The sequence below is a fragment of the Streptococcus sp. oral taxon 431 genome (genome assembly GCF_023115445.1).
GTDB lineage: Bacteria > Bacillota > Bacilli > Lactobacillales > Streptococcaceae > Streptococcus.
The window spans coordinates 43,331-55,406 of sequence record NZ_JALDUI010000016.1 but is presented as its reverse complement, the minus strand read 5'-3'; the positions used below and the strand labels follow the sequence as shown (position 1 = coordinate 55,406).

11 protein-coding genes are annotated in these 12,076 nt (G+C 38.0%); 3 read left to right on the top strand and 8 right to left on the bottom strand.

The window, feature by feature from the left end; translation table 11 throughout:
- Window positions 1-178: 178 nt before the first annotated feature.
- From M1R56_RS08370 to rlmD, 5 genes are all read right to left on the bottom strand, one after another.
- Complete coding sequence (locus M1R56_RS08370; RefSeq protein ID WP_248035732.1) at window positions 179-697, bottom strand: Dps family protein; 519 nt, start codon at window positions 695-697, stop codon at window positions 179-181.
- Between the two features lie 149 nt (window positions 698-846).
- Window positions 847-2,628 (bottom strand): ABC transporter ATP-binding protein, encoded by a 1,782-nt coding sequence (locus tag M1R56_RS08365; protein WP_248035730.1) that lies wholly within the window; start codon window positions 2,626-2,628, stop codon window positions 847-849.
- Window positions 2,629-2,638: 10 nt separating this feature from the next.
- Window positions 2,639-4,375: an ABC transporter ATP-binding protein gene (locus M1R56_RS08360; protein WP_248035728.1), complete on the bottom strand. Its 1,737-nt coding sequence runs from the start codon at window positions 4,373-4,375 to the stop codon at window positions 2,639-2,641.
- 124 nt (window positions 4,376-4,499) lie between these two features.
- Complete coding sequence (tpiA, locus tag M1R56_RS08355) at window positions 4,500-5,258, bottom strand: triose-phosphate isomerase (RefSeq protein WP_248035726.1); 759 nt, start codon at window positions 5,256-5,258, stop codon at window positions 4,500-4,502.
- 117 nt (window positions 5,259-5,375) lie between these two features.
- Window positions 5,376-6,743: a 23S rRNA (uracil(1939)-C(5))-methyltransferase RlmD gene (gene rlmD / locus M1R56_RS08350; protein ID WP_248035724.1), complete on the bottom strand. Its 1,368-nt coding sequence runs from the start codon at window positions 6,741-6,743 to the stop codon at window positions 5,376-5,378.
- Between the two features lie 55 nt (window positions 6,744-6,798).
- Between rlmD and M1R56_RS08345 the strand changes: the two genes are divergently transcribed.
- The 3 genes from M1R56_RS08345 (at window position 6,799) to M1R56_RS08335 (ending at window position 8,981) form a co-directional block, all read left to right on the top strand.
- A complete protein-coding gene (locus M1R56_RS08345; RefSeq protein ID WP_248035722.1) occupies window positions 6,799-7,572 on the top strand; it encodes an aminoglycoside 3'-phosphotransferase in 774 nt (257 codons plus the stop codon).
- 10 nt (window positions 7,573-7,582) lie between these two features.
- Complete coding sequence (gene recX, locus M1R56_RS08340) at window positions 7,583-8,359, top strand: recombination regulator RecX (RefSeq protein ID WP_248035721.1); 777 nt, start codon at window positions 7,583-7,585, stop codon at window positions 8,357-8,359.
- A gap of 88 nt (window positions 8,360-8,447) precedes the next feature.
- Window positions 8,448-8,981, top strand: a complete 534-nt coding sequence (locus M1R56_RS08335; RefSeq protein WP_000775325.1) for a DUF402 domain-containing protein — start codon at window positions 8,448-8,450, stop codon at window positions 8,979-8,981.
- Window positions 8,982-9,304: 323 nt separating this feature from the next.
- Here M1R56_RS08335 and M1R56_RS08330 read toward each other — a convergent pair whose 3' ends face one another.
- The 3 genes from M1R56_RS08330 to M1R56_RS08320 all read right to left on the bottom strand — a co-directional run bounded on the left by M1R56_RS08330 (window position 9,305) and on the right by M1R56_RS08320 (window position 12,010).
- Window positions 9,305-10,162, bottom strand: a complete 858-nt coding sequence (locus tag M1R56_RS08330) for an Rgg/GadR/MutR family transcriptional regulator (RefSeq protein ID WP_248035718.1) — start codon at window positions 10,160-10,162, stop codon at window positions 9,305-9,307.
- 18 nt (window positions 10,163-10,180) lie between these two features.
- Window positions 10,181-10,948, bottom strand: a complete 768-nt coding sequence (locus M1R56_RS08325; protein ID WP_075232126.1) for a class I SAM-dependent methyltransferase — start codon at window positions 10,946-10,948, stop codon at window positions 10,181-10,183.
- Between the two features lie 294 nt (window positions 10,949-11,242).
- Entirely contained in the window at window positions 11,243-12,010 is a 768-nt protein-coding gene (locus M1R56_RS08320; protein WP_000567559.1) for an epoxyqueuosine reductase QueH, read from the bottom strand.
- Window positions 12,011-12,076 lie beyond the last annotated feature (66 nt).

The following is a 12,076-nucleotide window of genomic DNA, read 5'->3' as shown; positions in this document are numbered from 1 at the left end:
GTGAAGTGGATAGAGAATATCCCTTTTTATTTTGTTCTAAATTCGATTTTTGAATGGAATATCAGATGATGAGACAACATATTTTTGAAAACAGAAAAAGACAAACACCAAAAATGACGTTTGTCTTCGTTCTGAATCCGTAGAAACTTTCTACGGATTTTTGACAAAATAGAGTATCTTACAAACCAGGTGCTTGTCCCAATTCTGCTGCAAGCATCCAGACAGTTTTTTCAAGATCTGCCTTAGCACCAACGAAGATGTCGTTTGTTACATCATCACCTTCTTCATCTGTTACATCCAAGGCTTTTTGGAAAAGAGTGATAAGGTAACGATAAATCTCAAGGACACGTTCCAAGCTTTCTTCTACGTTACGGAACTCTCCAACTTCTTCTTCGATTTCACTGTGTTGAAGGAATTCTGTCAAAGTAGAGTATGGTTTGCCACCAAGTGTAATCAAGCGTTCGCTGATTTCATCAAGGTAACCATCAAGGCTATCCATATATTCATCCATCTTAGGATGCCATACCATGAATCCACGTCCACGCATGTACCAGTGTACTTGATGAAGAGCGATATGTGCTACATACAAGTCTGCTACTGATTGATTCAAAACTTCCTTTGTATTTACTAGCGCTTCAGGAGCTGATTTAGATAATGTTGTTACGTCTTTTAAAGCATCTTTTTTCAATTCAACCATTTTTCTCACCTCGTAAAATTATTTTTGTAACCATATTTATTGATTACTACCTCAGTATACTACTCCAAGTAGACAAAAGCAAGGAAATTAACTCATATTAAAAAAGTTGTAATTGACTGATAATTTAAGAAAATGAGTGGCTATTTATCCTAGCTATTTTCTCTGTTTTTACTAGAAAATTGACTTTGATAAAGATCATAATAGAAACCTTTTGCAGCTAGGAGACTTTCATGATTTCCTTGTTCAATAATCTGTCCATCTTTCAGCACCAAAATCTTATCAGCTTCCTGAATAGTCGAAAGTCGATGGGCAATGACAAAGCTTGTTCTCCCCTTCATCAAACGTTTCATGGCCTTTTGAATCAAGAGCTCTAGACGAGTATCGACTGATGAGGTCGCTTCATCAAGGATTAGAATTTTTGGATCCGCTAAGAGGGCACGCGCGATGGTTAAAAGCTGTTTCTGACCAAGAGAGATATTGCTAGACTCCTGATTCATTTCCATATTATAACCACCTGGAAGAGTGCGGATAAAGTGGTCAACATTGGCCGCCTTGGCAGCTTCAACGATTTCTTCATCTGTTGCCTCAAGATTTCCAAAGCGAAGATTTTCCTTGATACTGCCTTCATAGAGCCAGGCATCCTGTAGGACCATCCCAAACTGTCGACGATAGTCCTGACGAGACAGGTCACGAATATCTTGGCCATCCACTAAAATGGCACCAGCTGTCACATCGTAAAAACGCATGAGAAGGTTAATCAAGGTTGTTTTCCCTGCTCCAGTAGGTCCAACGATAGCTACCATCTCTCCAGGTTCAACATCTAGGTTGAAATTGCGAATCAATGGTTTGTTTTCCACATATTGGAAATCGACGTTTTTGAAACTAACTTGACCTGTCAATGGTGCCAAGTCTTTTACTTCCTCACTTTGAACTTCTTCCTGTTCATCCAAAACTTCAAAGACACGATCAAGCGAAGACTTAGCACTTTGCATTTGTCCTGCTAACTGAGTGATATTTTGGATCGGCTGGCTAACTTGCCACACATACTGAACGAAAGCTTGCATATTACCAATCGTCAAGCGCCCTGCAATAACCTGCAATCCACCTAAGACTGCAACAATCAGGTAGGTTAAATCAGACACGATATGAAGGGCAGGCATCATCAATCCTGAAATAAAGCTCGCCTTAAATCCGACTTGTTGCAATTCATCCGTAATCTTTTCAAATCTCTCTTGAGAGTTTTCTTCGCGTCCGAAAAGTTTTAAAACATTGAAACCTGTTAAGTTTTCCTGTACAAATCCATTCATACGTCCCAATATAGCTGCCTGCTGTTTAAAGTACGGCTGCGAACGATTTAGAATCGTTTTAGCACCAAAATAAGTAATCGGAATCGACAAGATAACAATGATAGCCAACTGAAGATTTAGATAGAGGACCATTCCCATAACAAAAATAATGGTAAAGACTGCATTAACAATCTGTAAGAATGATTGTTGGAGTGCATTAGATACGGTCTCTACATCACTAGTAAAACGTCCCAGCAAATCCCCAAATTGGTGCTTGTCAAAGTAAGACACAGGGATGCGGTTGATTTTTTCGCTCATTTCATTTCGCAAATCCTGTATCATGGACTGTACCGCATTGGTCATGAAGTAGTTTGAGTAATAAGACCCCAACTCATAAAAAAGACCACGCAAGAGATAGATCACCAGAATCACTGCGATATAGCTGGTATTAATCCCTGCTCCTGCAACACCATTTGCCATGGCAAGAAGATTGCTGGTTAACTCAGTGATAGCAAGTCCCAATACGAAAGGCTCGATAACACTCATAATGACGCTGACTATTTTCAAGAAGACAGCAAAGAAAACAGAGAAACGGTAGGCTTTTAAATAGCTCCATAGACGAGCTAGACTAGATTGTTGTTTCATCCTTTACCTCCTATTCTTCTGTCAGAGACGCATTTTTCAACTGCGACTCAGCAATTTCTCGATAGATGTCATTGGTTTCCATCAATTCCTCGTGACGGCCACGACCAACGATTTCGCCTTTATCAAGCACAATAATCTGGTCAGCATCCATAATGGTTCCAACACGTTGCGCAACAATCAATACTGTTGCGTCTTGAGTCACTTCCTTGAGACGACGGCGCAAGATAGCATCTGTACGGTAGTCCAAAGCTGAGAAAGAATCATCAAAGATATAGATGTCTGGACCCTTGATGACTGCTCGGGCAATCGACAAGCGTTGTTTCTGACCACCTGATAGATTGCTTCCCCCTTCAGCCAGATGAGTTGCAAAACCTTCTTCTCGACTTTCGATAAAGTCTTTGGCTTGGGCCACATCAGCTGCTTGGTGCAAGTCCTCATGACTGGCATCCTCTTTCCCGTAACGGAGATTGTCTGCGATAGTCCCTGTAAAGAGCAAGGCTTTTTGTGGAATAAATCCAATCTTTTGACGGAGAGATTTGAGACGGTAATCTCGGACATCTACACCATCGACCTTGATTTTTCCAAGCGTAACATCGTAGAATCTAGGAATCAATTGAACCAGAGTAGACTTACCTGACCCAGTCGAACCGATAAAGGCAATGGTTTCTCCCGGTTTAGCAGTAAAGGAAATGTTATGCAAAACAGGGCTTTCTGTTTCCCCTGGATAGGCAAAGGTCACATTATCAAATTCTAAGTAACCATGTGTTTCTGTTTCTTGAATTCCGTCCTCATTTGGATCAATGGAAATAGGCATGTCCATGATTTCCTTCAAACGCTCGCTAGATACAGCAGTACGTGGATACATGGTAAAGAGGTTTGACAAGAAAAGGAAGGACAAGAGGGCGTGGAAACTATACTCGATGAAGGCCACCAAATCCCCAATCTGCAAACTTCCTTGCTTGAGAGGGGCTAGAGCAAACCAAACGATAGCTACAATCATAGCGATAATGATTTGCACAAAAAGTGGTTCCGTCAAACCAGTCAATTTGAACAAACGATTGGAATTGTCCGCATAGATAGCATTTTTCTCTTCAAAACGTTTTTCTTGGAAGTCTTCACGAGCAAAGGCGCGGATGACACGCAAGCCCATCAAATTTTCACGGACATACTGGTTAATCTTGTCCAGTGTTTTCTGTTGCTTTTCAGATAAGGGACGTGTTTTCACCGCCACATAAAGGACTACTACAGCTAGAAAAGGAACGGAAAAAGCGACAATCCAGGCTAGTGAAGGACTGGTCAAGAAAATCATGAGAATACTCGATAGCATCATCATGGGAGTGATAACACCCAGCTTAAGCGTCTGTTCTGCAAATTGCATGAGGACAAAGGCATCACTGGTAATACGAGTAACTAATGAAGATACACCGATTTGTTCATATTCGTGATGAGAATACTCTTGTAATTTAGCATAAACATCATTTCGCATGTCCTTAACCATATTAGTGGTCAATTTACTAGCCGCATAAGATAGCACAACCCGTCCACATGTTCCCAGGACGATAATAACCAACATTACGATAGCCCAAAAATAAAGCTTATCCTGGTTACCTTGGTTGATTCCTTGGTCAATCATGCGAGCCAGAACAGTTGGTAGACCTAGATTGACAATGACAAAGAAAATAGCTCCGAGGAAGTCTAATAGTAGCCACTTGGGATAACGTTTGAGATAAGACCAAATATAAAGCATAATTCTCCTTTCTTTTTCATTCAAAATGCAGAAAAGAGCGTGCTTACGCACGCCTTTTTACTAAAAAGAAGACAGGCAGTCTTAACCTCGAGAGAGGGAACTGTCTGTCTCAGATATTTGAGGCTTATTTTACAAAGTCAAGCAATGCCAAGAAGCTTTCTGGATCAAGTGATGCACCACCAACAAGAGCTCCGTCAACGTCTGGACAAGCCATGTATTCAGAAACATTTTCAGGTTTAACAGAACCACCGTATTGAACACGAACTTTGTCCGCAACTTCTTGACCGAAGTCAGCAGCTACAACATCACGAACAACTTTACACATTTTTTGTGCGTCGTCTTGTGAAGCAGATTTACCAGTACCGATAGCCCAGATTGGCTCATAAGCGATAACTGATGAAGCTACTTGTTCTGCAGTCAATCCAGCAAGAGCAGCTGAAACTTGAGCACCTACGAATTCTGCTGCTTTACCAGCTTCGTAAGTTTCAAGTGACTCACCACAACAGATGATTGGAAGCATGCCGTTAGCAAAGATTACTTTTGCTTTTTTGTTGATGTCTTCGTCTGTTTCGTGGAAGTAGTCACGACGTTCTGAGTGACCGATAACAACGTAGTCAGTACCGATTTCTTTCAAAACTTGTGGGCTAGTTTCACCAGTGAAAGCACCAGCATTTTCAAAGTAGCAGTTTTGAGCAGCAACTTTAAGGCTTGAACCTTTAGCAGCAGCAAGAACAGTTGTCAAGTCAAGAGCAGGAACTGCGATACCTGCTTCAACAAGGTCTGATGAAGGAAGTTTTGATGCTACAGCTTCAACGAATGTTTTTGCTTCTTCTGGGTTTTTGTTCATTTTCCAGTTCCCAGCGATAAATGGTTTACGTGACATTTCACATACCTCTTTTTTCATTTTATTTTCTACTTATTTTATCATATTTATAGATAGCTTGCAAATCTTACTCTGTAACTAGAAGTCTTCTTTTCAAAAACTTTCCAGTTATTCTTTCTATTTGGAAGCTGACTTACGCCTCGTTAATTTGACCACTGCTTCTGTTCTAGCCGTGTGTGGAAACATGTCAACGGACTGGATATAATGTAAGTCATAAATCTCTAGCAAACGGACTAAATCACGCGCCAAGGTAGATACATTGCAGGATACATAAACCATCTTTTCAGGAGCGTATTTGACGATGGTATCCAAGAGCTTATCATCTAAACCAGTACGCGGCGGGTCTACTATCAAAGCATCGGCACGATAGCCTTCCTTGTACCAACGAGGGATAATTTCTTCTGCAGTTCCTGCTTCATAATGAGTATTGGTATAACCCATACGCTTAGCATTTTCTTTGGCATCCTCAATAGCTTCTGGGATAATATCCATCCCTCTCAAACTTTTGACTTTTTTAGCAAAAGCAAAACCAATGGTCCCAACACCACAATAGGCATCAATCAGATGGTCATTCTCAGTCACATCCAAGGCCTTAACCGCTTCACTATAGAGAATTTCAGTCTGTTCAGGATTAAGCTGATAGAAAGCTCGAGGTGAAAGAGAGAATTCATAATCTAGAACACCTTCGCGTATACTATCTTGACCCCAAATAATCTCTGTCTTGTCCCCATAAATCTCAGAAGTTTTGGCAGTATTGGTATTGACTGCGACAGTCACTACTTCAGGATAATCCTTGACTAGGTCTTTCACAAATTGAGTCAAATTCAATTGGCGATTGGTCACAATGATAATCTGAACTTGCCCAGTTTTCCGTGCTCTACGAACCATGATAGTTCGAACTCCAAGGATTTTCCGTTCATCCGTAATCGGAATTTGATGATAAGTCAAGAGTTCAGCAATGCGATTGGCAATCGCTTGTGTCTCCTTGTCTTGAACAAGACAGTCCTTTAACTCGACCAAATAATGGGAATTCTGAGCATACAAACCTGCCTTGACTTGACCTTTAAACTTTCGCGTTTGGAATTGCAGTTTAGCCCGATAATACTTAGGTTTCTGCATGCCAATAGTTGGTCTGATTTCAAAGTTTTCGTAGCCTGCAGGTGCAAATTTCTTCAGAGCTTGATGAAGAAGATCTGTCTTGAATTCTAACTGCTTGTCATAATGAAGGTGCATGATCTGACAACCACCACACTCATTATAAATAGTACAGTCTGGAACCACTCGAAACTTAGATTTTTTATTGACCTCAAGCAGTTTAGCCTCAACGTAGTTACGCTTAATCGAAGTCACCTGACAATAGATATCTTCTCCCTTGAGGGCACCTGGAACAAAAACAAGGGTTTTCTGGTAAAAACCGATACCTTCCCCGTTAATCCCCATGCGCTTGATTTTTAATGGAATTTTTTGTTTGACTTTTAGATTCATAAGTCTATTATACCACGTAGTTTCTCAATGGTTAAGAATATGTTACAATAAAACCATGAATACAAAGATATCTTTTTCCTCATTGGATTTTCCTGAGCAATTACGAACTTATATAGAGGAGGCAAACCTATCGGACAGCTCTTCTCATTCAGGCGCAAGGGTTCTCTATCTTGATTCAGGTTACTATTTAAAAATTGATCAAAAGGGAAGATTAGAGCGAGAAGCTAGCATTGCAAGTTGGTTTGAACAAGAGGGAATAGGAACTCCAGTCATCCACTATCTATCAACAGATAAAGACTACCTCCTGACTAAAGAGGCTATTGGTCATGATGCTCTCGCTTTTTTAGACCAACCAGAAAAAATCTGCCGAACAATGGCAGAGGCTCTTAAAAAGCTTCACAACTTAAACCCACAAAATTTTCCATCAGAAAATCATTTAAAAGCCTATAAAGAAAGAGCCTTTAAAAACTATGAAAAAGGGGAGTTCTATGCCAAGGCGCTCCTGCCCCAATTCCAGATTAACAGTCGCGAAGAGGCCTTCCAACTCATCCAAGAACAAGGGCACCTTTTAAAAACAGATGCCTTTATTCATGGGGATGCCTGTCTACCAAACTTTATTCTCAAAGATGCTGACCACTTCTCTTGTTTTATTGATCTTGGTTTGGCTGATTTCAGTGACCGGCATATCGATCTCTTTTGGGCAGTTTGGTCCCTCAATTACAACTTAAAAGATCCCAAATATGCTGAACTATTTCTCGACTATTACGGGAGGGAACTGGTTGATAGCAACAAACTTCGACTCGTTGCTGCCTTCGAAGCATTTGGATAAGAGGTAAACCATGAAAATCACAAAACTTGAAAAGAAAAAAATACTCTATCTGCTCGAACTTGATAACGACCAAACCTGCTACATTACAGAGGATACCATTGTTCGCTTTATGTTGACTAAAGGGAAAGAGATCTCAGCTGAGGAACTAACTGAGATTAAATCATTTGCGCAATTTTCCTACAGTAAAAATCTAGCTCTCTACCACTTATCCTTCAAGGCCCGTACTGAAAAAGAAGTTCGAGATTATCTAACCAAGCATGAAATTGATGAGAAAATCATCCCCAGAGTTATCCAGTCTTTAAAAGATGATAATTGGATCAATGATCGCCAATATGCACAAGCTATCATCAATTCCAATCAGCTTTCAGGAGATAAGGGAAGCTATATGCTCATGCAGAAGATTTCTCAAAAAGGTGTTACCAAATCCATTATCCAAGAAGTCTTACAAGAATTTGATATGACGGAAGTCGCAGAACGGACAGCTGAAAAACTACTGAAAAAATACCAGGGGAAATTACCTGCCCGCGCTCTACAGGATAAGATTATCCAAAGCCTAACCAATAAAGGATTTTCCTACACAGAAGCCAAAACAGCCTTTGACCAATTGGACAGCCAGGTCGAAGAAGAAACCGTTCAGGAACTTATTTTTAAAGAGTTAGATAAGCAATACCCAAAATACTCACGAAAGTATGAAGGATACGAACTGAAACAACGTTTGACCCAAGTTTTAGCTAGAAAAGGTTATGATTTTTCGGATATAGCTAGCGCTCTCAGAGAATATCTTTAATTTTTTCATGAAAAAACTAAGAACTTTAAACAAAAATGTGATACAATAGTAAACGATAAACTTATAAATTGTAGAAAGTTGGTTAGTTATGAAACTTCCAAAAGAAGGCGACTTTATTACAATTCAAAGTTATAAGCATGATGGGAGTCTTCACCGTACTTGGCGAGACACCATGGTACTAAAAACAACAGAGAACGCTATTATCGGCGTCAACGACCACACACTTGTTACCGAAAGTGACGGTCGTCGTTGGGTGACTCGAGAACCGGCTATTGTTTACTTTCACAAGAAATATTGGTTTAATATTATCGCTATGATTCGTGAAAATGGTATCTCCTACTACTGCAATATGGCAAGTCCTTACTATCTGGATGAAGAAGCTTTAAAATACATTGACTATGATTTGGATGTTAAAGTTTTTACAGATGGTGAAAAACGCCTCTTGGACGTTGAGGAGTATGAACGACATAAGCGAAAAATGAAGTATTCTTCTGATCTAGACTATATTCTGAAAGAGCATGTTAAGATTCTTGTTGATTGGATTAACAATGAGCGCGGTCCTTTCTCAGAAGCCTATGTCAACATTTGGTACAAACGCTACGTAGAACTAAAGAATCGGTAAAGTTGTCAGAGGTCAGGATTAAAATCCTGACCTCGTTTTTTGGTAGTATAAAATAAGCTGTGTAAACACAAAAAGGAATAAATCCATTATGATATAATTCGTGAGATATACAAAATAAATGGATAGACTAATACTTTTTTAATTTCTTTGTTCCTTGTAAGCTTACAACAACCTTATATTGTTTAATACAAAAATACGAAGATGATTGCTATAAAAGAATTCAGATCACCTTCGTATCAAAAATTTAGTTATTGTATTTCCACATAGCATCAATCATTTAGTACGACATTTTGAAAATAATAATTTGACAGATAAAATGCTATTTAATCTACCAGCTCATTTAATCGTTTTTGAAAATATAAAGCAATATTTTTAGATTCAATAAACTCAAAATATTTAATGACATTTTGCATTTGTTTAATTCCAGATTCTTTAGATTCTATCAGGTAGATTTTATATCCTTCTACAAACTTGAATGTAGATTTTTCAAAGACTTTTGTGTCATCTTTTAATAATTTTCTTAATTTCATTTCAAAGTAGTCTGCATATGATAGATGTGAATTTTCAAGGCAACAGAACCAAAAATTTAAACAAGCTGACACAACTAAATTTCTATTCTTACCGATTTTTTCGTAATAATGTGTACGCTCTAGTATTTCTTTTCCGACCCTGTAGATATAATCTATTTCAAAAAGATGATATAAATTACCAATCAGCGCTATCTCATAGGACTCCCATCGTTCCTTCTGGAATAAATAGTCATATACTAAATTTAGATCATCTCTACTAACTACATAATTACAATCTATCTGATTTAATAATCCCTGAACCATAATTGTATTTATTCTATGAATTTTTCCCCCACTCTTTTCAAAAAGTTTTTGTTGCTCATTTTTTATTTCCTCCAACCCTTTAGTATTCAAACTATAAAAATTTGGAGATAAATTAACCAAAAAATCATCAAGCTCCGATCTTTTATAATGTTCTAAGTAATTACAAAAATTCTCTATCGAAACATTGATATTTGATAATAATTCAAAAAACGTTGAGAGAGAAATTTCATTTTCTCCCCTTTCAAATCTAGAGAGTTGAGATTTTGATATAGAATCAGATGCAGCATACTCTAAAGAATATCCGTTTAATTTTCTAAAATATCGAAAAGCTTCTCCGTAATTTTTCATACTTTCGTTCCCTCAACTTTATTTTCGAGCGATAAACATACCATATTCTTTAGGAATGATCAACATACCATTATTAAACTCACTTTCCAATCTTTTACGTATTATTTCCTCTTCTAGTGAACCTATTTCTGAAATTCCTTTAAACGATTGGATGTATTTAACTAGGTCATCTATACTAGTTACCTGTAACTCATCATCATAGAGTAATGTATCGACAGAGTTAAAATACCTACTCAGGTACATTTTACCATTTTGTAAAGTAAACGTTTTATTTTCTAAATCTTGATCAACTTCATCTCTAAATAAACTTGCCAAATAATCTACAACCCCATTTTCACCAAATGTAGCACAGTAAAAAATGCCTCCTGTTTTTAAGACCCTATTCACCTCAGAAAGAGCTTTAGGAATATCTTTCACATGATGTAGAAGCATATTAGCAATAACAATATCAAAGGTTTCATTCTCAAAAGAAATCTTTTGAATATCCATTATTTCATAGTTGACATTGTCTCTATTTCCAATTACTGACTTCGTTGTTTTTACCATATCTTGAGAAAAATCTGTAACAACCAACTGCTTCATTTTATCTATAGAATCACTATTACTTTTCCACAGTTCTCCTGTACCACATCCTAATTCTAGCACCTTTACTTCATCAGTGATTTGATAGTTAGAAAATATCCAATTATTAAATCCCAGTTTATTTTTTGAATACTTCTTATGCAATTCTACTCGAATATCAAGATTATCATGACTTTTATATTGTTCAATTACTTTATCAATCATTCTGAATGACCTCCACTCTATAATTTGACATTATATCACAAGAATAAATACAGCGTTAAATAAGTTGTATAAATGCAAAAAAGGAATAATTTTACCACAGTATTGAACTATTTTGGGGTCTTCTATACTCCAAAAAACACTTTTAACCTAAACTTCATGTTTATCCACAAATCTTAAGTCTCAACTGATTTATTGAATTCACGCAAGACACGGACTAAAAATTTAAAGATTGATCCATCTATTTCTATCCCAGTACATTTAAACGAAAACCTGCCACATTAGGCAGGTTTCCCTTTAAATATCTAACTTCGTAACAGTGAACTTGATATGCGAATAGTCTTTTTCGATATCCTTATCTACCATAAAGGCAGTTGCATCCTTCTTGACCTGCACCAAGTCGATATTCTGGGCTTGAGCTGCATAGACACAACCACAGTAACATTGGCGATAAATATCGTACTCTTCACACATTTCTACAGAGCGTTTATAGCCTTGATTTTTCTTAAAGTCGCTCGGAAGATAATGAGTTGTGTAGATTTTCTGCACATCAATCCCGATACTATTGATGGTTTGTGAATTTTTGTGAGGACTGATAGTCAGGGCAGAACCGAAGTAATCAAATCCTAAGTCCATGGCCACCTGTGCTGTCTTATCCAGACGATAGTCAAAACAAACCTTGCAACGATCGCCACCTTCAGGTTCTTCTTCCAAACCTCTGACCAGCTGACGGTATTCGTTGGGTTCATAGGGTGCTTCTAGATATTGAACCTTGTTGCCAGTTCGTTCATTGAAATCACTAACAAACTTTTTTGTCACATAGGCACGCTTGTGATACTCAGCTTTAGGATGGATATTTGAATTAGCAAAATAAATAGTCACATCCGCATACTTGGTCAAGTACTCTAGAGTGTAGGTGCTACAAGGAGCACAACAGACGTGCATGAGAATGGTTGGTCTTTCTTCATTTTTTTCCCAAACTTGAACCATCTTTTGCATGACACGGTCATAGTTGATCTTTTGATTGGGATTCATCTTACTTAGAATTTCTTCTACATCGATCATACTCTTCTCCTTTTCCTCTTGCTATTGTACCACAGGATGATCCTTTGGGCAATTAGGTTTTCGTTC

Excerpts from the sequence above, each read along its gene's own strand:
- M1R56_RS08370 (WP_248035732.1), bottom strand. The coding sequence starts at position 697 with ATGGTTGAATTGAAAAAAGATGCTTTAAAAGACGTAACAACATTATCT.
- M1R56_RS08335 (WP_000775325.1), top strand. The coding sequence starts at position 8,448 with ATGAAACTTCCAAAAGAAGGCGACTTTATTACAATTCAAAGTTATAAG.
- M1R56_RS08325 (WP_075232126.1), bottom strand. The coding sequence starts at position 10,948 with ATGATTGATAAAGTAATTGAACAATATAAAAGTCATGATAATCTTGAT.
- M1R56_RS08360 (WP_248035728.1), bottom strand. The coding sequence starts at position 4,375 with ATGCTTTATATTTGGTCTTATCTCAAACGTTATCCCAAGTGGCTACTA.
- M1R56_RS08345 (WP_248035722.1), top strand. The coding sequence starts at position 6,799 with ATGAATACAAAGATATCTTTTTCCTCATTGGATTTTCCTGAGCAATTA.
- tpiA (WP_248035726.1), bottom strand. The coding sequence starts at position 5,258 with ATGTCACGTAAACCATTTATCGCTGGGAACTGGAAAATGAACAAAAAC.
- M1R56_RS08365 (WP_248035730.1), bottom strand. The coding sequence starts at position 2,628 with ATGAAACAACAATCTAGTCTAGCTCGTCTATGGAGCTATTTAAAAGCC.
- rlmD (WP_248035724.1), bottom strand. The coding sequence starts at position 6,743 with ATGAATCTAAAAGTCAAACAAAAAATTCCATTAAAAATCAAGCGCATG.
- M1R56_RS08330 (WP_248035718.1), bottom strand. The coding sequence starts at position 10,162 with ATGAAAAATTACGGAGAAGCTTTTCGATATTTTAGAAAATTAAACGGA.
- recX (WP_248035721.1), top strand. The coding sequence starts at position 7,583 with ATGAAAATCACAAAACTTGAAAAGAAAAAAATACTCTATCTGCTCGAA.
- M1R56_RS08320 (WP_000567559.1), bottom strand. The coding sequence starts at position 12,010 with ATGATCGATGTAGAAGAAATTCTAAGTAAGATGAATCCCAATCAAAAG.